Origin of the sequence: Nodularia sp. LEGE 04288 (assembly GCF_963896525.1) — a bacterium.
Classification (GTDB): domain Bacteria; phylum Cyanobacteriota; class Cyanobacteriia; order Cyanobacteriales; family Nostocaceae; genus Nodularia.
On sequence record NZ_CAWQOY010000169.1, the window covers coordinates 1 to 21,392 of the forward strand.

Sequence of the window (21,392 nt, forward strand, 5' to 3'; positions counted from 1 at the left end):
AGCAGGGAGCAGGGGGGATAAGAGGGTAACTTCCCAATGAATGACTAATGACTAATGACTCTTTGATAAAGAGTATCTCGTTGTTGGTGGGGTCTTCCTAGAGATGCGATCGCACTTTGCAGAGTTTCCACTTCCATACAAGTTCCACCCAAGGCTCCAGCCATTGTGGTAATGTGTTCTTCCATGAGCGTACCGCCGATATCGTTGCAACCCCACAATAAAGCTTCAGTCGCACCAGCCAGCCCCAGTTTTACCCAACTTGGTTGATGATTAGGGATGTAATTTCCCAAATAAATCCGCGCCACAGCTGTGAGTAATAAGGCATCATTTAACACTGGTTGATCACGTCCGACACGACGGCGTAATGATTTCGGTGCTTCTTGTCCGACAAATGGTAATGGAATAAACTCAGTAATGCGCGCCGGATATCCGTGATCAATGGCAGTTTTTTGCAGCGATCGCAATTTTTCTAAATGCCCAATTTGTTGTTCTGAAGTTTCAATATGCCCCGATAATATAGTGCTAGTGGTGGGTAAACCTAATTTGTGAGCTGTACCAACGATTTCTAGCCAAGTGGCTGTGTCAATCTTTTCTGGACACAGTACCCGCCTGACTTGATCATCTAAGACTTCAGCTGCTGTTCCTGGCATTGAGCCTACACCAGCATCCCGCAAAGCCGCAATCACATCAGCATATGCAATGCCATCAATTCTGGCGATAAATTCCACTTCTTGGGGAGAGAAAGCGTGTAGATGTATCTGGGGAAATTCCTGCTTGATGGTTTCTACGAGCTTGAGGTAATAATGTAAAGACTTACCGTTGATCTGCGCTTGTGGGTTTAATCCTCCCTGCATACAGATTTCCGTTGCACCTCTTTGGACTGCATCTGTGGATTTTTCGACAATTTGCGCCCAATCTAACCAGTAAGCACCAGCATCACCGTCATCCCGGCGGAAAGCGCAAAAACTACAGTGTTGCTCACAGATATTCGTAAAGTTGATATTGCGGTTAATAATGTAAGTTACCGTATTGCCAGCTTGACTGTAGCGGAGTTTGTCAGCTGTAGTCCGAATGGCAGCGATCGCATCTGGATCAGTTTGTTTTAACAATACCACTCCATCGGCGGGAGATAAATCATACCCCAAAAGGGCATGATCCAAAATACTATCAACAGTTTTACAGGGCATCAGTGATAACCAAGTTACTCTTATTATTTTCGCAGAAATTAGCATGAAACTTCAGACTATCAGGATTGATAAAATCCATATTTAAACCAAATTAATCGCCATAAAAAATGTTTTTGCTATAATTTTATCGCCCCGTATGAGTGAAAAAACAAATGCCTTGTTGTCCGAAATAACTACCCCATTACAAATTTCTGAATTACCCCCTTCCAGCTTAGACGCTGATCGTCCAACCATCTATTTTTCCCTGGTAATTCCCACTTATCAAGAGCGTGACAATATTCAAAATGTTGTCAAAATATTGAGTGAATTACTCAATGAATTTATCCCAGAAGAATACGAAATAATAGTAGTTGATGATGATAGTCCCGACCGCACTTGGGAAATAGCACAATCCCTCATGGGGGAATACCCGCAGTTGCAGGTCATGCGACGCGAACAAGAACGGGGATTGTCTTCAGCTGTAATTCGTGGATGGCAAGTAGCCAAGGGTAGCATACTAGGGGTAATTGACGGAGATTTACAACATCCACCAGAAATATTAATTCAATTATTGGTTGCAATTAAACAGGGCGCAGATTTAGCCGTCGCTAGCCGTCATGTCGAAGGAGGTGGCGTTAGTAGTTGGAATCTGATCAGGCGTTTTTTGTCCCGTGGCGCTCAGGTATTAGGATTAATTCTCCTACCTAGAGTATTGGGGAGAGTTTCTGACCCCATGAGTGGTTATTTTATGGTGCGCCGCGCCTGTATTGCCGGTGTCACACTCCATCCAGTGGGATACAAAATTCTTTTGGAGATAATTGGCCGGGGAAATGTCAATCAAATTGCTGAAGTTGGTTATGTCTTCTGTGAACGCCAACAAGGTGAAAGTAAGGTGACATGGAAGCAATATTTAGAATATTTACAGCACTTAGTCCGTTTGCGATTGTCTACGGGAGCGCTGGGACGAGTTCAGAAAAAAATCAATTTCCCCATTGATAAATTCCTGCGGTTTGGATTGGTGGGACTGAGTGGGGTGTTTGTGGATATGGCTATACTTTATTTACTCAGTGATCCGACTACTTTGGCTTTACCCCTAACGCGGAGTAAAATCATTGCTGGTGAAATTGCCATTTTCAATAATTTCTTGTGGAATGATGCTTGGACTTTTGCAGATGTCAGTAGCAAGCAAAATGAATGGCATCAACGTCTGAAGCGATTTTTGAAATTTAATTTAATTTGCCTCGCTGGATTGGTGTTGAATGTACTGCTATTGAATTTGGTATTTAACTTTACGCCTAACTTTATGTTGAGGGATTTCACCATCGATTTCACACTCACAGTTATGGGATTAAATCTGAAGTTCTATTTCATTATTCGTAAGACATACATTGCTAATCTGATAGCGATCGCCATTGTGACTATTTGGAATTTCTGGGTGAACTTAAAACTCAGTTGGCGCGTCACCGACGTGAAATAGCCAAAATTTAATTGAACTTAAATCTCAAAGGTGAGTCTAATATATACAAATTCACTGGTTGCTGGTGTAGCGATCAAAGTCACTGTTGGGGTTGCCGACATGACTGATTTCTACCTTTAGCCCACAAAAATTCTGCCTCAAAATTGATGTATTTGTCTAAGAATTGGCGCTCTACCGTTTCAGCTCGCTGGTTTCAGCCTCTGCTGTTGTTGATTTGGTTAATCATCGGTATCAGCTTACGTTTAGCTAATTTGACCGCCAAGCCTCCTTGGATTGATGAATTTGCTACCTTGGTGTTTAGTCTGGGCAATAGTTTTTTACCAGTACCTCTAGATCAAGCGATCGCACCTGATATCTTATTACAACCACTGCAAATAAATCCCACAGCTGGTATTGGAGATGTGATTCATCTCATGGTCACACAAGATACTCATCCACCCCTGTATTTTGTCATGGCTCATTTATGGATGAAGTTATTTCCTCACCCATTCGGTTTAGTGTCACTGTGGGCTGGGCGTTCTCTACCCGCTTTACTCGGTGCAGCCTCTATTCCCGGCGCTTATCTTTTAGGCAAATTAGCTTTTCGTTCGGCATTAGTGGGGCAATTATCGGCGGCGATGATGGCAGTTTCACCCTATGGTATTTTTTTAGCACAAGAAGCGCGTCATTATAGTTTAGCTGTGATTTGGGTGATGGCCTCTCTGACTTGCTTGGTAATTGCGATCCGTCACCTGCAAAACCGAACATTGTTACCGCTTTGGCTAATCATTGCTTGGGTGGGAGTGAACGCCTTGGGTATTGCGACTCATTACTTTTTTGTTCTGACTCTCGGTGCTGAAGCCTTGGTATTGATTTTTGTCGCTTGGCAACAATATACCCACACAAAAACTTTGCTGTTTCTTTCTTCTCTGTGGTGGCGGATTTATTTTATTGCAGCTGGTACTGCTGTCGCTGCTGTTGTTTGGTTACCGAGCTTTTTACAGAATCGCTATCGCAGTAGTTTAACAGAGTGGATTCAAGGTGAGCGTGTGGGACTAGATTGGATCAACCCCATTTTTCAAGCTTTAGCCGCCTGGATTACGATGATTTCCTTGCTACCAGTGGAAGCACCACAGTTAACAGTTGTGATTGCGTCTGGATTGGTGATGTTAATTTTCTTTATTTGGGCAACACCGATTTTAGTTCGTGGTCTGAAAGTTCAGCTACAGCAGCCTGAAACTCGGTTAATCACTCAGGTATTAGCTGGGGTAGTATTAGGAGCGATCGCTTTATTCTTTTTCTTTACTTATTTTCTGGGTATCGACCTCACACGGGGCGCGCGCTACAATTTTGTCTACTTTCCGGCTGTGATTATCCTCCTGGGGGCAAGTCTGGCAGTTTGTTATCAAAATCGAGACATCGGTAAATGGAGGATCACAGGAAAGCAAGCTGTCATCCTCATTTGGTTGATGGGATTAATTAGTGCGATCACAGTTACTTCTAATCTCGGTTATCGCAAATATTACCGCCCTGATTTACTCGTTTCTCTGATTGAACAAAATTCCCAACTTCCAGTTCTCATTGCTACAACCCACAAAAGCTTAGTCCAAACTGGAGAAATGATGGGGATAGCCTGGGAGTTAAAATTCTCCGGTTCACAAGCTAATACGCAATTTCTCCTCGCCCATCAAGACCAAGACCCCAATACTTCTACTACATCCCTAGATAACACCTTAAAGGAATTACCACGACCCTTTGATTTATGGTTAGTTAATTTTCATGCTCCCATAGCCGAGGAAGTCCAAAAATGTGACGCAGAAAATAAAAATTTGCCAGCCATCAACGGCTATGTTTATGAACTTTATCACTGTCAATAATTATTAGTGATAGCTGTCAAATGTCTATGGATAACTTTTTGGTACACCGACTGGTGATAAACCAGCGATCGCGCGTAAGTTTTGGCAACGAATTAATTCGCTAAAATTCAGAGTAGACTGTTTTTCAATCTGAGCGATCGCCTCAATCGCAGATAATAAATGCTGGGCGGCTTCAGTTTCCGAGTAACCCCGGCGTTGGGCTATTTGGATCGCGGCTAAATCGGCGTTTAACTCTGATTGCGAAGATTTATTAGTCCGCCAAATCCGCACCAAAGCGATCGCACTTAAACCCCCAGCCACAGCCACACCCACCACATCTGTTTGCGCTGATTCCAGCAATCCAGCCAAAAACCCCAGCAAAACCACACCTTGATAAATATCAGGTTTAAACCACTTCACCCCCATCAACCAGCTAACCTTCTGGAATAGCAATAAATCCCGTTGTGGTTTAGCCAAGCGCAACCACAAATCAAAATTAATATATATCGGTCGATCCTGATTCCCAGGTAGAGGAAAAATAGCATCAATCACCTTTGGCTGCTCCGGTTTGCTGACAATTTTGGTAGTCATTCGACTAGAAGCAGGCATCACATCCAACAAACGGCGAATTTCAACCCTTGGCTCCATTCTAATAATTCGTAATTCGTAATTCGTAATTCGTAGTTATCATCCAAAATCCTAACTCAGCGTACCTACCCTGCGGGAACGCCTAACGGCGTATGCGCTAACTTAGCGTCCCTCTGCGTTGAAAAACTTATTCTCATATACATGAGATAATACTACTTAAATTCTTAACTACGAACTCCCAATTAAGATTAAATGGATGCATTTGCTCCCATTCCGCCTAAATGGACAGATCAGGCAGTTCACGCTTACGAGTTTTGCTGTCCTAGCTGTCACGCCAGTAGCCGCGAAGCTGTACAAGTTTGGATCAATAGGCGATCGCCTGTAAGCACAGAAAAACATCGTCGTAAATGGCAGGAGTTTTACAATTGCCAATGTGGTTACGTTTGGTGGGCATGGAGTAGCGATCGCCCAGCAGTAGATATGCCAAATTCACAAGATTATCATCCCACGTAGTGATAATTTTCCACCAAAAAGCCCGCACTGAGGCGGGCTTTTTATTTAACTTCTCACTAACACCAATTTTAGAAACTGAAGGTAGTACGTAAAGTACCTACATAAATGGTTTCGTTATTGCTATTGTGTTCAGGGTTGAAAATCACCAACAAACCAGGGGTGACAGCGATATTCTCAGTGAGACGCATCCGATAAAGACCCTCTAAATGATAAGAGGTATCTGATTCGGAATCTACAGAACCACCGGTTACTTTCGGGGGTTGACCAAAGATCACACCAAGTAAGTTCCCTTCTCTACCAAAGTCTCTGATACCTATGTTGGCAGCCCAGTAAAAAATGTCTGCATCAGCATCGGCAACTTCAGATTCTGCTGTGGTGTAACCAGCCCAACCGCCTACTGACAATGCCGAACTAGGTCTGAAGTTTGCTTGTACACTATAGTTATTGGCTGAGGTAGCAGTGTTACCAAAAGGTCTATTAGCAAAAGCGCTACCTTGGCTACCGAACAGATTTACACCGTTGGCAGGGTTCTGATAAGTACGAGAGTAGGTAAAACCTAAGTTTAAAGCTTGGCTGGGTTTGAAGTCTATTTGACCAAAAAATGCGTTAGCGCCATTCAACAGACCATTATCATCGGTAGGGTCCTCAGCGCTGGGTGCCATATAAGCCCCCGTGAAGCTAATAGCTCCTTTGGGATTTAATGTCACAGTTAAACCAGCACCACCAGGAGATGATGCCCGATAGATGGGGCTGAAACGACCGTAGCGAGAGATAGAACCTGAACCACTACTACTGAAGTTTGAGTTGAACACATTAGTGTTATTCCATATTTCAGCACCAGAAGCATCAACCTTAACTCGAACTGCATCACTCAGGTTGAATTCGTAGTTAACTTTAGAAATTTCAACGTTGTTACCATTATCACCATCAAAGCCCAAGCGGGTCATGTTGGTACCAGTGATATTTGGTCTTGAGGAACTGCCGCCGTCTAATTGGGCAATGTTACGAGCTTGCAAACGAACCTGCAATTTATCCGTTCCTGTGAAGCTGCTTTCCAAGTTCAAACGAACCCGGTTAGCGAAAGTGATATTATCTTGTATGTCGCCACCGCCTACTCTTTCGTCACCAAAAGCACCACCTAGAGCAAAGATAGCTTCACCCTTCAACTTAGTGGTGGTAGAAAACTGATTTGCTTCTAATTCAGCCGTCCGAGCTTCTAAGGAATCTACACGACCACGCAGGGTAGCCAATTCAGCAGAAAATTCTTCTTGCAAGCGCTGTAATGTAGCTAGGTCTTGTCTAGTAATTACATCGGCGGTTGCTGTCGCAATCAGTTCATTAACTCTGTCTAAACAAGCGTTCAAACCAGCTGCAAATTCGTAACGAGTTAAGGCACGGTTACCACGGTATGTGGAATTGGGATAACCTGCGATACAACCGTAACGCTCAACCAAAGACTGTAAAGCTTGAAACGCCCAGTCTGTAGGTTGTACATCCGAAAACTGAGAAACAGATGTTACTTGACCAATGCTATTAGCCTCTTGGGACAACTGAGCAACAGTTGTTACTTGTTCATTGACTTCAACCGCGAAGGCACTATTAGCAGCAAATAATGTTGCAGCAATAGCTGGACTAACCTTAAGCGCATTCCAAAGTAGTTTTTTCATGTTTTTAATTTCACTCACACCAAATAATTGAAACCATCAAAAAACTTGCTGTTTTTTCAGGCAATTCACTTAAAACTTCAGTAATGAATATAGCAAATTTTTGCTAATTAACACAAGTTAATTCTCATTTTTTTATACTATATTTTTTGGTTATTTATTTCGTGAAAGAAGAATAATTCGCCGCTTATAGCGTAACAATACTCCTTGTTCTTCAAATTGCTGTAGAAGCCGGGTTACAGTAACACGAGTAGTATTTAACACTTCGGACATTTCCTGATGAGTAATATTTAGGTCAATTAATTTACCCTGTTCCACATCACGTCCAAATTTTTCACTTAACCACAGCAAAAATTTCCCCAAACGTAACGACATCGGTTTGAGATGTACAATACTTAAAAGCTCTTCTGAATGTTGAATGTGGGACAAAAAAGCATCAATATCTCTATACCAAAGCTGAGGCGGTATAACGGTTACCTCTACACTTGTTAGGCATTCAATCTGGTAGGGTTGAACTTTTGATAAAGAATAGCCAATCAGATCACCAGCACCCCAATAACCGAGAGTAATAAATATTCCATCTTCGCTCCAGGTTAAAGTCCGAACCGCTCCGCGCTCAATGCGCCACAATACATCCTGATCAGGCGGAATTACTTCTCTGCGCGTAAATAACCTTTGTGGTAACTCTCCACTGGGGCTAGATTCATTCGATACATTAGATACGTTTGGAGTGAGACTGGTGGGAGACATTATGCAAGTACTTGTAAGAGTGCAAACTAAATTGGTCTGTTAATTAATCAATGGGAAAATCTCACGGAAAAATTCAATCTCTACTTAATTCGTGCATATATTATTTAGATCATTAGAATCAGAACTCATCGAAATTTTGCCAAAATTTTGGGGTTTCGCAGCTAAAAAACCGGATAAACCTCGCCGAAAATCTCACTTTTATACCCGCAAAAACTCCTAATTTAGCAGAAAAATTAAATTTCTAGGCTGGCTTAGGCGATCGCTAACCAATCTAACTAGGCGTGTCACTTAAATGACATCTAGTTTCTGCATTAGTGAGATAAAAAACAGTTTTTCTGTTGTCTGTAGGTACTGTAATTGAGCGAGTTTAAGAAAAGGTAATCATTTGGTAAAGTGTATGTTGGTTAACAAAATTTTAATGGTTGTATTTTTTTAAGCAAAAATTTTGTATAAAATAAAACTTTACTTTGCTTGCGTATTAATACATAAGTTTTCATCTCTAATAAACATTGATTTTTATCAAAAGAATGAAAAGACAAGATTTTAGCCTAAAAAAATACATATCTCAGTATAAAACACTACTTTTATTTGATAATACAAGAGCAAATTAAACAAACATTTACAGAAAAATAAACCAAAAAAAAGATTGGTAATTTATTTACCAATCCCGATTTCTCATACCTAAGACCTGATTAAAAACGTTGTCCGGTGACGATGTATGCTACTCTTTGTCCGATATTAGTGGCATGGTCTGCCATCCGTTCCAGACAACGAATTGCCAGTGCTAGCAGCAAAATTGGCTCGACTACACCTGGAACATCCCGTTGCTGGGCTAAAGTCTGATAAACATGGTCATAAGCATTGTCTACAGCATCATCTAGGTGCTTTAAACCTCGTCCACCAACTTCATCCAAATCAGCTAAAGCCTTTAAGCTAGTTGCTAGCATTGCTTGTGCATGGTGAGACATATTTTCAATGTCTGGTAAAGACATATGAGGCGGATAAGGAAAAATTTTAACGGCAATATTAGCTAAATCCTCAGCATAATCGCCAATACGCTCTAAGTCTCGCACTAACTGCATAAACGCACTTAAACAACGCAAATCCTGAGCCGTAGGTGCTTGTAGCGTCATGATTGCCGTACAATCTGATTCTATTTGTCTATAAAAGCGATCAATTTTTTTATCTAATCGGGGAAGTTCCTCAGCTGCCGTTAAATCACGGGCAAATAGTGCTTGGTGGCTGAGGCGAAAGGATTGTTCTACCAAAGCGCCCATACGTAATACGTCCCGTTCTAAGCGCCGAATTGCACGTGCCAACTGGGGATTTTTAGGGTGGGGATTGTGATCATACAAGGCAGCTTCCACACTTATAGTCTCAAAGGTGAAGATATTCTTAACTATAGTCTTGGCTGCGGGAGTTTGCCATAACTTCAGGAAGTTGAAGTTGCATCCAAGCGCCACCAGTTTCTGGATCGTTCATGGCTTTGATGGAACCGCCGTGGGCGACAATAATTTGCCTGACGATGGCCAAACCTAAACCATTACCCACAATCGTTCCCAGAGAATTATTTTCTGGCAATGAAGAATGAGTCCGCGCTTTATCTCCCCGGTAAAATCGCTCAAAAATATGGGGCAAATCAGCTTCAGAAAAACCTATTCCCGAATCAATAAGATTTATTTCCAAAATATTGACAGCGCGATTACCTCCGGCAGGGCGTAGCCCATCGCTACTATGAGTATCTTGTGCAGATAATATTTTGGCTTGGACTTGAATGCAAGTACCAGGAGGACTATATTTGATGCTGTTATCCAGCAAGTTGAGAAAAACTTGATAAATGCGGGCGGGGTCTGCTTTAATACACAGATTCTCTGCTCCAGAATAGTCAAGAGACAGACGTTGCTTTTGCGTTAATGGTTCTAATGTTTCCCATACAGATGCAATGAGCGATCGCACTGACACAGTTTCTAGATGTAATTGCATAGTTGGGTTGGCTTCCATTTGGGTCAGTTCCAACCAGCTTTGTACCAAGTTAATCAGTCGATCAACCTCCTGCATGAGCCGATTCACCCAACGATTTAAGGGCGGATCTAAACGGTTTTGTAAAGTTTCCACAACCAAACGAATCGAAGTCAATGGCGTTCTCAGTTCGTGAGCCAGATCCGAAAAAGAGCGATCGCGTTGTTGATTCATATCCAGCAGGGGTTGACGATTTTCCAGAAAAACCCCGACTTGTCCGTTGGGTAAAGGTAAACTAGATCCTCGCAACTTCAGTGATTTGACAGTTGGCATCTGTGCCGCATCATCACAAGACGGGTGAAATACCCACTCATTTGTCTGTGGTTTCTGCCAATCACGAGTTTGTTCAATTAAATGGTCAAGTTCATAAGACCGCACCAATTCCAGCAATAAGCGCACCTGTCCGGCTTGCCAACTTTGCAGATACAATATTTCTCGCGCTTGCTGATTGCACCACAGCAATTGATTTTCTTCATCTACCTGCAAATATCCCAGTGGGGCAAAATCCAGCAGGTCTTGGTAGGTTTGTAGCGACTGCTGCAAATCTTGTCGCTGCTGCTTCACTGTTGCTATTTCGCGCTGCAAACGAGGTATTAGCGGTAGCACTACCTTGTCAGAACCAGAGCTTAACGGTTGCAGTACTCGCCCCAAGTAGCGCTTTAATTGAACTTGTTGCCAAATCCAAAACCCAATACCTACCGCTAAACCCAGAAAAAATCCCAATAAAAGCATGAGAATGTGAGTGGTTAGTTGCTTTGTGATTAATAAAAACTAACAACTATCTCAATATATTATCCAAAGCGATAGCCGAAACCTCTCACAGTCACAATGTATTCTGGATGACTAGGGTCTTCTTCTAATTTTTCGCGTAACCAGCGAATATGAACATCTACAGTTTTACTGTCACCAACAAATTCTGGTCCCCAAACCTGATCTAGCAATTGCTCACGAGACCAGACCCGACGAGCATAACTCATAAACAGTTCCAGCAAGCGAAACTCTTTGGGAGACAAACTCACCTCTTGATCACGAACCAGCACACGGCACTCTTGGGCATTTAAAGTGACATTCTTATGTTTTAATACTTGTACTTGTGGCAAGCTACTTAAACGTTGGCGACGGAGTAGAGCGCGACAGCGAGCGACTAACTCCCTCATGCTAAAGGGTTTAGTCAGGTAATCATCAGCGCCTACTTCTAACCCTAAAACGCGGTCAGTTTCACTACCTTTAGCACTAAGAATCAAAATGGGGACTGGGTTTCCTTGATGACGCAGCAAGCGGCAGATATCTAGCCCATTAATATGAGGTAGCATCAAATCAAGAATTATTAAGTCAAAAGGAGGTTCCCCAGAGTTGGGTTCACAACTTTTGAGATATTCTACAGCCGACCGCCCATCAGGGGCAGTTATTACGCCAAAACCTTCTTCTTCCAATGCTACAGCTAGCATCTCTTGGATTAATTCTTCATCTTCTACCACTAGGATACGGCTCGTTTGTCCGATTTCTGCTCTGGTAGAGTACTTGATTGATTCACTGGTATACATTGATATCACAAAAATCTAGGTTTCTGGTTGTATCAATTAACATTTTGGAATTAATTATCTAGTTTCAGTAGCTTGATGTTTCTACCGAAGTTAATTTCTTGGGCAAAGTAACATATATAACAATACACTATAAATACCTGTAATTGCAAGCTGCCAATAGTATTTTTAGCAACCTAGCTTTTTCATTATTTAACAGTGACGATTTTCTATCCTCTATTTTACTATATCAAATATTCACTTAGCATAAATTATACTAAATTTTATTCTAAATCCTCAAATAACCAACCACAGAGGACGCAGTTCGCGGAGCGTCACGGAGGAATTACAGTTTCCGAGAGTTTCTGCGTCATCCTCATATACCCAAAATAAACATAGAGACGTGACCAGCACGTCTCCAGGAGGATGTTTCAAATGAGAATGAATTCTATCTTTATTGATGGTTTAATTCAACTTAGTGGTCTGTTTTATCAGGTTTTCCGGTGTTGAAAGGTCGTTTATTATTATTACTATTATTGTTATTTGTTTGATTTAGTTTTTTCTTAGATGGTTGGTTGGAATTGGGTTGTTGGTTAGACATAATGCTTAACTTGAAAATCAACTACAACTTTATATACAGCTAAAATTTGAGCAATTCCCGAAAAAACTAAAATACTCACAGAGGTGAAAAGATATTTATTTTTTGGTATTCTCTAAGGCAAATACTTTTGTACTACAATCCAACCAGTCAGGGATACCCAAGTAAAACCCCCAAATAGAATTATATTTACACCAATATGTAAAGGTCTAGCCCAAGAACGTCTGGTGCTAATTTGTGTGGCGCTGAAAGCAGATAGCAAAACCAACACTACTACTATTAACCCAGCAACCAAGTGTGATGAGTGTCCCAAGGAACCGAAGTGTCCGAAAGTGCCAACAATGCCAATAGCCAACAGTAGCAACACTAAACTAACCATAGTGATGCCAATTATATAGTGTAGCGATCGCATCTCCCCACGTCCGCCCATAAACCACGGGAAACTAGAGAAACGCTGGGAAGTTCTCTCCCGAAACATCCAAATACCCGTAAGTGCTAGCAGCAAATACGCCAGTATCGACAACCCCATTGACCAAGCGGCTATTTTCCACAACCAAATAAAAGAAGGCAAATTCATAACATTGATTGTAAACCGGAAGGGCAAAACATGGGGAGCGTCACGAATAACTAATGACAAATGACAAATGACTAAATAAAAAGGGTTGCTGAATTTGGCAACCCTGAAATTATCTAAAATTGTTTTTTTTAATCAATGAGTCCAAAGCCAGCAATTGTTAAGGGTTTTGTTGTATTTTGAATTTTTGTATTAATCGACTGCACTATTGGTTTTTTACTGATAGTGTCGATGCCTATGGAGTCTGTATGAAACTCACTAATGCTAGGCTCGTTGATAGCCAGGCGATCGCACGCAATAGTATCAGACAAAATTGCACTAGCCATCATCCCTGTATGAATTTCCATTTGCGCTTGTGGTGGAGCTTCAAACACAAGGCGCTGTCCAGGAAAAACAACTCTTTCAAAGTACCAGTTAGCAATATTGCAGATGCGAGCTATCTGGATTTTGCTCGTAGCATTGACGTAGCAACAAAGGATATTCCCCGATTGCTCCGGTGGTAGAGGATCTAATATTTGAGCCATAACTGCGGAGGAGCTTTACGCCACAATTTTACATTACACCAGCAAAACTAACATTGCCTGATCCCCAGATGCTGTAACTCCGACTACCAACTGAAAATTTCTACGCTATATATATCTAAATATATGTTAACTATATGTTCAAGTTATGAAAATTTCACCAAAAAGCGGATACCAGCGAAAATAATATACTACACTATGGGGATTTGAGATATTTATTGAAGAATAAAAGCATCAGATAAGTGAGGTCTGGCAGTTATCCCCTCACACCTTCTCAACTTTCAGGGAAGGTCTGTTTGTTGCATCTATCCTCAGAATTACAGGCAGAGTTGCTCGCTGAATAGCCAAACTCAATGTTATGGTAAAGATATATGACAATTCTCCTCATAAAATTTATCTATTTCCTTTGATGCAGAGCAAATTCAACTATTCCCACAATTGTTAAGGCAGGCTAACCGAATCCAGCAATAGGCTTAAATGCCAATCATCATTGTGAAAAACACAGCAAACTAAAACAAACAGCTTTAAACTGCATATCGCTCTATATTTCTCATAAATAACTGCAAGATGGAAATTAAACAATCCATGATGGAAAATCGAATCCTCTACGTTCGCCTTCCGTGTAACCCCATCTTTCCCATTGGGGTTGTCTATCTTTCGGATCACGTCCACAAGCTATTTCCCGGCATAGAACAGCGGATCTTTGATTTGGGAACCGTACCACCTTTAGACTACGCCTCCGCCCTAGATACCTGTATCGATGAATTTAAACCGACACTCCTAGTCTTTTCTTGGCGTGATATTCAAATCTATGCCCCCGTGGGTGGACGTGGTGGTAATCCGCTCCAAAACGCCTTTGAATTTTATTACGCCAAGAATCCTCTGATTAAATTACGTGGGGCATTCGGCGGTTTGCGAATTTTTATTGCTTACTACGTGGAATTGTGGCGCAACCAGGGATTAGTCAAACGCGGTTTACGACGCGCCCAGAAATATCATACTCATGCCCGTGCCGTTGTCGGTGGTGGTGCAGTGAGCGTATTTTATGAACAATTGGGTAAAACTTTTCCCCCAGGCACAATTATTTCTGTGGGTGAAGGCGAAACTCTCCTAGAAAAACTTCTCAGTGGCAGAGAAATTGATGATGAACGTTGCTATGTAGTCGGTGAAACTCAACCACGGCAACGCATGATTCATGAACAACCCACCCCCCTAGAAAAAACCGCCTGTAACTACGACTATATAGAAACCATCTGGCCGGAATTTAACTATTACCTCCAAGAACAAGACTTTTATATAGGAGTGCAAACCAAGCGCGGTTGTCCCCACAACTGTTGTTATTGCGTCTACACCGTCGTTGAAGGCAAACAAGTACGCATTAATCCCGCAGAGGAAGTAGTTGCCGAGATCCGCCAATTATACGATCGCGGCATTCGCAATTTCTGGTTTACGGATGCTCAATTCATCCCCGCACGTAAATTTATGGACGATGCGGTAGAACTCTTACAGAAAATCGTCGATTCTGGGATGACAGATATTCATTGGGCAGCATACATCAGAGCCGACAACTTAACACCAGAGTTGTGTGATTTGATGGCTAAAACCGGGATGAACTACTTTGAAATCGGGATTACCAGTGGTTCTCAGGAACTCGTGCGGAAAATGCGGATGGGTTACAACTTACGCACCGTCTTGCAAAACTGCCGTGACTTAAAAGCTGCTGGTTTTAACGATGTGGTTTCCGTGAACTACTCCTTTAACGTCATTGACGAACGTCCCGAAACCATTCGCCAAACCATCGCCTACCACCGCGAACTAGAACAAATTTTTGGCGCTGATAAAGTTGAACCTGCCATTTTCTTTATTGGACTGCAACCCCATACCCATTTAGAAGAATATGCCTTTAAAGAAGGTATCCTTAAACCAGGGTATGACCCCATGAGCTTAATGCCGTGGACAGCTAAAAAACTCCTCTGGAATCCTGAACCCCTTGGTTCCTTCTTTGGAGAAGTCTGCTTGCAAGCTTGGCAACAAAACCCCAATGACTTCGGACGCGAAGTTATGAAAATCTTAGAAGAAAAATTGGGTTGTGCCGATTTGGAAGAAGCTCTTTCTGCACCTATGGAAAAGAAAGATAAACAGTTGGCGGGAATATCATAGTATCCAGGGAATAGGGATTGGGGACTGGGGACTTGAGGAAAAACCGTCAATTACTAGAATCTCACCCTAGTCCCTAACAACTACGAATTACGAATTACGAATTACAAATTATGAAAGCCCATGTTAGAAGGTTCAATACTACAAAAGCTGGAAAGCTCACACCGCAATAGCACTAGACCAATTAGATTTGGGGTTTACTACAAAAATACTTTAGTTGCTTTGTGCCATGCTCTAGAAGACCATATCTTAACTGAAAATAGTACACCCTTAGTAATCACAGCCTTTCAACAAGGTCAATGGTATCTGCAAGAAGCCGAAAGATACGCAGATATCGCTAAGTGTAGCCGCGAAATTGTGATCATGGCAGCATCCGATGCTAGCTTTGCAGAACATCCCACCAGCCAACTTCCTAACGTGGATTTAGTGGCATTAAATTCAGCTGATCCAGTGGCGCAGGAGTGGCATTTAATTATCTTGTCACCAGAATACACAGCAATGGTACTTTGTCAAGAGTTGTCAGAGGCTGATTATGGTGCTGATGGAATACCAGCTTCAGATATAGAACGTAAATTCTATGGCTTATGGACATTTGAACCAGAGTTAGTGCAGGAAACAACAAAGTTAGCGATCGCTCACATCGAAAAATACAATCCAGACTTAGCACAAAAACTCTCACAACATCAAAATGCTATAAAGTCAAGTCTAGCCGCACCAGAACATTTAAGTGCAGTTGTTTCCCGCGTCGTCGATTATCTCCAGACAGGTCAGGATAATTTATCCATCCCCACCGCACTACGTCAACAAGCCTTAGATCGCAACTTGGTTTCTAACGAAATCCAGGCATTTTTGCGAATGGCGCAATTGATGGATATGGCAGATGTCAACAATCCCATGGCCGCCTCCGAAGTAGTAGCACTTTCTGAGATCATGGGGCAGCTTTTAGAACTCCCCGCATGGCAGATTAAACGATTGCGACTAGCAGGTTTTTTACATCGTATAGACCCACTGCAAAAAGCCGAAAGCGTCCTGACTCCCGGTACATCCACCCGCTACCAGGAACAAGCCCCCCATTGTCCCTTAACTTGCCCCCTAGTACCAGGAGCGCAGGTATTACGCACCATGCCCAGACTGCGGGCAATTGCCCAAATTATCACCCACCAAAGCGAATGCTGGAATGGTACAGGAGAACCAGCAAGTTTAGCAGGGGATGAAATTCCCTTAGAATCGAGAATTTTGGCTTTAGTTGCCGATTTCCAATGGCGAGTCAACAACATCAAATCATCCCAAAAAACTCGCGCCGAAATATTTGCTCAAGCTTTAGACGAATGCAGACAACAACAGTCAACCCGCTTTGACCCTAAACTTGTAGATGCTCTGACTTTATTAGTTATGGGTTTACAGCAAGGGCTAGACTTACCTCTGATGTCACCTAAAGTCAGCACCGGCGTATGGCTACTTGATTCTCAATGGGATAGCTACAGCAAGACAAGTGAGGAGATTAGTAATTACTTCAAATGAATATTGAAGCCATTAAATCAGGACAACTCAAACAACTCCCAGGTGCAAATTTAGAAGATGAGGAACTCTCTCAGCTCGATTTAAGCCGGATCAATTTTGCCGGGGCTACCCTTGTTGGGACTAATTTCAAGGGTTCCAAACTCGAAGGCGCGCATTTCGAGGGAGCGAACTTGATGGGTGCAAACCTCCAAAAAACTGACTTGCGCGCGAACCTGATGGGGGCAAACTTAATGCAAGCAGACTTAACAAGTGCTGACTTACGTGGTAGTAATTTGCGCGGCGCTAACTTGATGGGGGCTAAACTCAGCGATGTCTCTTTGGCTGGCGCTTTTTTGAGTGGTGCAAACTTGATGAACGTCAACTTACAAGGCGTTGACTTACGCAGTGCTGACTTGCGCGGTGCAAACCTCACAGGGGCAAACCTCAAAGGTGCTGACTTGAGTGGCGCTGATTTACAAGGGGCTTTATTAAGTGAAGCCAATTTAGAAGAAGCGGACTTACGCAGGACAAATTTAGCGGGGGCGAACTTTACCGGGGCAAATTTACTCTGTGCAGAGTTAGAAGGCGCAAATTTGCATGGGGTAAATTTAGATAAAGCTTGCTTGGTCGGTACAGTAGTAAAAATGTCTTAGTGATGAGAATAACCTTGATCATGTAGGTCTAAAATCCCACTAATTTCTTGCCGATAACGCTTGGGGGTTGTATTTAGCATTCGTCTAAACACAGATGTCATGTGACTCTGGTTGCCAAATCCTACTTCCCCCGCTACTTCGACCAGCGATTTACTTTGATTTTGTAAGAGTTGTTGGGCAAGTTCCAACCGACATCTGAGGACATATTGATAGGGCGATAATCCAGTTGTGACTTTGAATGCTCTGGCAAAATGGTAAGGGCTAAATCCTACCTTGGCGGCTATGTGATTTAGGCTAAGTGCCTGTGGAAGATGCGCTCTAATATATTCAATAGCAGACTTTAATATATTTGGGTCTAAAAACTCTGGGGGACGTTTTAGTTGTCCAGATAAATTTGAACGACGGTAAATTATTTGTCCCAGCACCGCAGTTGCCACCGATTCTAAATAAAATACACCCCCTACTTGTCCATTATCAAAGAATTCTTGCATAGCGATCGCTACATTTAAACCCCAATGGGTTTTAGGAATTTGGCCAGGTTGTAACTCAATCATCTCTCCTTCAGCTTCTACTCGGACTATGCGCGATAGAAAAGATGGGGAATATCCAAACACTACAGAACAAGAAGCATCCTCTACAGAATTATAGGTACTTCCTTGAGGCACAATATCAAAACCTCCTGGTAGCGCTTGATAGGGTTGTAGCCGATCAGTATTAAAAGCAGCAATTCCACTGCTGACACCAAAACTCGTGACCACAAGGTTAAGTGGTGAGCGAATATTGACTTCTAACTTTCCTGGCGGAATAATTGCTACCATCATCTCCGGTGTTTCTATCCAGCGTCCCCATTGCGATCGCACTTCTAGTGGAGGCTGATCAAGGGGAATTTTATCCTCTGGGGGATGAAATAAAGATTCTGGTCGCAGATTCATGGGCAGAAGCAACGCTTAAATCCCTATTGTCTCAGAAGAAAGTAGATTGTTCTATTCCGCAAGAATTGACAAGACAAAAATCATTAAATTTCAGTATTTTAAAAAAGTTGCTAACGGAACACTTAAAAGGTTTTTCATCATGGATCAAGTATTTGAACAAATATCTTCGGTGATCTTGCGTGCGGGACGGCCCGACGACGCACTCCCCTGTGGCACTATTTTGTATGAAGGGTTACGTGTTGTTGCGGAACAGCACGGCTTCCTACCCGACTTTCCTTCTGCGGAGTTTGGGGCGGATATGTTGAGCGAATTGTTGGCAGACCCGACGGTTTATGCGGTCGTGGCTGAGGCTGAGGATGGGCGCATCATCGGCAGCAACTGTTTGTGGGAAGGTGACACTATCGCCGGAATCGGCCCCACTACAGTAGACCCCGCAGCGCAAAACAGGTCGGTTGGTCGCCGCCTGATGGAAAATGTTTTACAGAGGGTACAGGAAAAACGGTGCGCCGGTGTGCGGCTTGTTCAGGCCGCGCATAACAGCTGTTCCCTTGCCCTGTATACAAAACTCGGCTTCGAGGTGCGCGAGTCACTGGCAGACCTGCGAGGACAACCCCTCGGCTTGAAGATACCCGGCCGCACCGTTCGTCCGGCGACTGAGGCCGACCTTGCTGCGTGTAATCAACTTTGCGATCGCATTCATGGTCATAACCGGGCGGGCGAACTAAAGGGTGCTGTCGGGCGGGGTACGGCAATGCTGGTCGAGTGTGATGGGCGCGTATCAGGCTACGCCAGTGAAATTGGCTTCTTCGGCCACGCTGTTGGCGAAAACAATGAGGACTTAAAGGCACTAATTGGAGCGGCTCCAGCGTCCGATGAGTTTGGCTTCTATGTTCCGATGCGTAACGCCGACCTGTTCCGTTGGTGTTTGAATCATGGCTTGCGTGTCACCCAGACCGCAACGTTGATGAGCCTCGGCCTGTATAACGAACCGGCAGGGGCTTTTCTACCCTCCGCCCTGTATTAATAGCAGCATTAACCGCGCCGCAAAACGTCAAATAATATGAGTTCGGGAATCTGTCAAATTTATATCGGTTGAGATTTGGTATTTGCTCGCCACCGCATCCACAAAGCCAATATACCCATAAACACCACTCCCATCACTCCTTGTAAAGGATTCTGATTTACACCAGTTATCCAATCAGGAACTTGACCAGAATATTCAATTAATCCCCCAACATTAATGATGTAATAGCCCCAAACTAAACCACCATGCAAACCAATAGGTAAACCCAAGCGTCCCCTACGCCAACGCTTTCCCCATACCTGCGTTAACCCTAGCAATACTAAAGCTGGAAATTGTGGTAGTGTTTGAATAATTGCCTCTAAAGGCTTAATAAAATGCAAGACCGCAAAGGCCACAGCATTTATCCAAAGTGCCACATTAAGACTATAATCCCGTTCCAACTCATCAAGTAACCAACCTCGAAATACCAACTCTTCCGCAAACCCGATACCCAAAGAGACAAGTAAACCCTCAACAATTATTCTCAGCAAGAAAACCTGCGGTTGTTGCCACACCAGCCAACCAAAGAAACCTTGTAGCCCGAATACTACAAGAATGCTAATTATCCCAGTGGCTAAACCACTCAGCAAATATACAGCGTTGATCTGCGTGATTTCCAAACCATATTGCTTGAGTATCCGGGGTTGCTGATAGACATTTTTCCCCCATAGCTTCAAGAGAAAAATAAATTCAACATATAACACCACCATTGTCAAGATACTTACTAAGTTAGAATCACTAACTAATAAGTAAATCGGGACAGCAAAGGGTAACCATAGCAGTAATAAAGCTGCAATAAAATAACCCAGCCTGATGGGTACAGGGCGTTGGGCTAAACGAATTAGGTTTATTTTCATGCGGAATTGAGGAAGAGGACAAAATCACAGTCACAAGTTAGAGGCAATATCTTTGTCTGATCTTCCTTCCCTAGACAATATTTTTATTTATTCTTCAGGTTCAATTGTGCTGCTTAAACCATGACCTTTTAATGTTTCGCAATAAAACTCAGCGTGTTCTTGCTCACAAGTAATGACTAAAGCTAGACCATTAGTATGGGCTTCCATCATAATGCTCACAGCTTGAGGCTGGGTAAGACTCGGTACTGTGGTTAATAGTGACTGCACCACGTGTTCCATAGAATTATAGTCGTCATTATGGATCAAAACCCGATAGCGAGGCGCGAGCTTGCGGGACGTGGAAGGCTTTTCAATAGTTTCGACTGACACGGCTCTTTGCTCTTTATTCGATGATTTACTACAACCGAGATAACTGTTTAGCAGTTACTTAACAGTTATTTACTTAATCTTATAACATTCCTATGCAAACCTGATGGTGTGGGAATGCTTTTCGGTTGAGTTGATTTCGCGTAAAAGTCCCAATACCTGACAGGGTTAAGATTGATATTCTAATTTTAAATTATTTTTGTGTAAAAATAGCGCATTTTCAATTTTAAAATTAAATAAACTACAAAAATAGTGGCTTGCCACTGTCTCAACTGCGTCAACATGAGCCTAGACTTTCAACCAGGACAAATTGTGTCTTTAGACCATAGTGACAGGAATCTGTTTACAGAAGTCATCCAAGTAGTGGTTTCTCGTCAGTTGTGCTGGGTACGTCCCTTGCTGCTAGTCAGCTTTAGCGAAGAATCACCACTCGTGACTGATATGCGAGATGCATCCGATTTACTTTGGCCTGTAAATTTATTTCGACCAGCGTTTGATACAGAAGTAATTACCTTATTGAGCCAAATTTTGGCAAAAGAACGAAAAACCGAACCTGATTCAGCTGCTAAACAGCAATTTAATCAATTTATTCACCAAATTTGGCAAGCGTATGAAGAAGCAGGGGTGCAGGGTGCAGGG

Annotated in this window: 20 protein-coding genes; 8 read left to right on the top strand and 12 right to left on the bottom strand. The window is 42.7% G+C overall.

Going from position 1 to position 21,392, the window contains the following annotated elements; genetic code table 11:
* Positions 1–44: 44 nt before the first annotated feature.
* Complete coding sequence (gene cofH, locus AACX33_RS24510) at positions 45–1,187, bottom strand: 7,8-didemethyl-8-hydroxy-5-deazariboflavin synthase subunit CofH (RefSeq protein ID WP_193997461.1); 1,143 nt, start codon at positions 1,185–1,187, stop codon at positions 45–47.
* Between the two features lie 136 nt (positions 1,188–1,323).
* Here cofH and AACX33_RS24515 point away from each other — a divergent pair, with 136 nt between their 5' ends.
* Both AACX33_RS24515 and AACX33_RS24520 read left to right on the top strand, forming a co-directional pair.
* Positions 1,324–2,643, top strand: a complete 1,320-nt coding sequence (locus tag AACX33_RS24515; RefSeq protein WP_193997460.1) for a glycosyltransferase — start codon at positions 1,324–1,326, stop codon at positions 2,641–2,643.
* Between the two features lie 146 nt (positions 2,644–2,789).
* Positions 2,790–4,499: a glycosyltransferase family 39 protein gene (locus tag AACX33_RS24520; RefSeq protein ID WP_193997459.1), complete on the top strand. Its 1,710-nt coding sequence runs from the start codon at positions 2,790–2,792 to the stop codon at positions 4,497–4,499.
* Positions 4,500–4,523: 24 nt separating this feature from the next.
* On the opposite strand, the gene AACX33_RS24525 is transcribed toward AACX33_RS24520, so the two are convergent.
* The gene (locus tag AACX33_RS24525; RefSeq protein WP_193997458.1) at positions 4,524–5,126 is read right to left on the bottom strand and encodes a DUF3318 domain-containing protein; all 603 of its coding nucleotides are present in this window, start codon (positions 5,124–5,126) and stop codon (positions 4,524–4,526) included.
* 192 nt (positions 5,127–5,318) lie between these two features.
* On the opposite strand from AACX33_RS24525, the gene AACX33_RS24530 reads away from it, so the two are divergent.
* A complete protein-coding gene (locus AACX33_RS24530) occupies positions 5,319–5,579 on the top strand; it encodes a hypothetical protein (RefSeq protein ID WP_193997457.1) in 261 nt (86 codons plus the stop codon).
* Between the two features lie 68 nt (positions 5,580–5,647).
* Here the strand turns inward: AACX33_RS24530 and AACX33_RS24535 are convergent, their stop codons facing one another.
* The 7 genes from AACX33_RS24535 to AACX33_RS24565 form a co-directional block, all read right to left on the bottom strand.
* Positions 5,648–7,246, bottom strand: a complete 1,599-nt coding sequence (locus tag AACX33_RS24535) for an iron uptake porin (RefSeq protein WP_193997456.1) — start codon at positions 7,244–7,246, stop codon at positions 5,648–5,650.
* 150 nt (positions 7,247–7,396) lie between these two features.
* Positions 7,397–7,993 carry a Crp/Fnr family transcriptional regulator gene (locus AACX33_RS24540; protein WP_193997455.1) on the bottom strand — a complete coding sequence of 199 codons (597 nt, stop codon included), beginning with the start codon at positions 7,991–7,993 and terminating at the stop codon, positions 7,397–7,399.
* A gap of 692 nt (positions 7,994–8,685) precedes the next feature.
* Complete coding sequence (gene phoU, locus AACX33_RS24545; RefSeq protein WP_193997552.1) at positions 8,686–9,360, bottom strand: phosphate signaling complex protein PhoU; 675 nt, start codon at positions 9,358–9,360, stop codon at positions 8,686–8,688.
* A 28-nt stretch (positions 9,361–9,388) separates the two neighbouring features.
* Positions 9,389–10,744, bottom strand: coding sequence for a sensor histidine kinase (locus AACX33_RS24550; RefSeq protein WP_193997454.1), 1,356 nt, complete (start codon positions 10,742–10,744; stop codon positions 9,389–9,391).
* Between the two features lie 59 nt (positions 10,745–10,803).
* Entirely contained in the window at positions 10,804–11,556 is a 753-nt protein-coding gene (locus tag AACX33_RS24555; RefSeq protein ID WP_193997453.1) for a response regulator transcription factor, read from the bottom strand.
* Between the two features lie 689 nt (positions 11,557–12,245).
* Positions 12,246–12,707 carry a DUF4079 domain-containing protein gene (locus AACX33_RS24560; RefSeq protein WP_193997452.1) on the bottom strand — a complete coding sequence of 154 codons (462 nt, stop codon included), beginning with the start codon at positions 12,705–12,707 and terminating at the stop codon, positions 12,246–12,248.
* A 128-nt stretch (positions 12,708–12,835) separates the two neighbouring features.
* The gene (locus AACX33_RS24565) at positions 12,836–13,228 is read right to left on the bottom strand and encodes a DUF1830 domain-containing protein (RefSeq protein ID WP_193997451.1); all 393 of its coding nucleotides are present in this window, start codon (positions 13,226–13,228) and stop codon (positions 12,836–12,838) included.
* Positions 13,229–13,792: 564 nt separating this feature from the next.
* Here AACX33_RS24565 and AACX33_RS24570 point away from each other — a divergent pair.
* The 3 genes from AACX33_RS24570 to AACX33_RS24580 all read left to right on the top strand — a co-directional run bounded on the left by AACX33_RS24570 (position 13,793) and on the right by AACX33_RS24580 (position 17,535).
* The gene (locus AACX33_RS24570; protein ID WP_193997450.1) at positions 13,793–15,385 is read left to right on the top strand and encodes a photosystem II high light acclimation radical SAM protein; all 1,593 of its coding nucleotides are present in this window, start codon (positions 13,793–13,795) and stop codon (positions 15,383–15,385) included.
* A gap of 120 nt (positions 15,386–15,505) precedes the next feature.
* Positions 15,506–16,903: a DICT sensory domain-containing protein gene (locus tag AACX33_RS24575; protein WP_193997449.1), complete on the top strand. Its 1,398-nt coding sequence runs from the start codon at positions 15,506–15,508 to the stop codon at positions 16,901–16,903.
* Positions 16,900–17,535 carry a pentapeptide repeat-containing protein gene (locus AACX33_RS24580; RefSeq protein ID WP_193997448.1) on the top strand — a complete coding sequence of 212 codons (636 nt, stop codon included), beginning with the start codon at positions 16,900–16,902 and terminating at the stop codon, positions 17,533–17,535. Before AACX33_RS24575 ends, AACX33_RS24580 begins: the two co-directional genes overlap by 4 nt.
* Here AACX33_RS24580 and AACX33_RS24585 read toward each other — a convergent pair.
* Entirely contained in the window at positions 17,532–18,467 is a 936-nt protein-coding gene (locus AACX33_RS24585) for a helix-turn-helix domain-containing protein (RefSeq protein WP_193997447.1), read from the bottom strand. The two genes, AACX33_RS24580 and AACX33_RS24585, sit on opposite strands and share 4 nt — an antisense overlap.
* A gap of 46 nt (positions 18,468–18,513) precedes the next feature.
* Between AACX33_RS24585 and AACX33_RS24590 the strand changes: the two genes are divergently transcribed.
* Positions 18,514–19,491: a GNAT family N-acetyltransferase gene (locus tag AACX33_RS24590; RefSeq protein WP_227789309.1), complete on the top strand. Its 978-nt coding sequence runs from the start codon at positions 18,514–18,516 to the stop codon at positions 19,489–19,491.
* 59 nt (positions 19,492–19,550) lie between these two features.
* On the opposite strand, the gene AACX33_RS24595 is transcribed toward AACX33_RS24590, so the two are convergent.
* Together AACX33_RS24595 and clpS are read right to left on the bottom strand one after the other, a co-directional pair.
* The gene (locus AACX33_RS24595) at positions 19,551–20,387 is read right to left on the bottom strand and encodes a CPBP family intramembrane glutamic endopeptidase (protein ID WP_193997446.1); all 837 of its coding nucleotides are present in this window, start codon (positions 20,385–20,387) and stop codon (positions 19,551–19,553) included.
* 87 nt (positions 20,388–20,474) lie between these two features.
* Positions 20,475–20,756, bottom strand: coding sequence for an ATP-dependent Clp protease adapter ClpS (clpS, locus tag AACX33_RS24600; RefSeq protein WP_193997445.1), 282 nt, complete (start codon positions 20,754–20,756; stop codon positions 20,475–20,477).
* 279 nt (positions 20,757–21,035) lie between these two features.
* Here clpS and AACX33_RS24605 point away from each other — a divergent pair.
* A partial coding sequence (locus AACX33_RS24605) for a hypothetical protein (RefSeq protein WP_227789310.1) occupies positions 21,036–21,392 on the top strand: 357 nt, incomplete at its 3' end.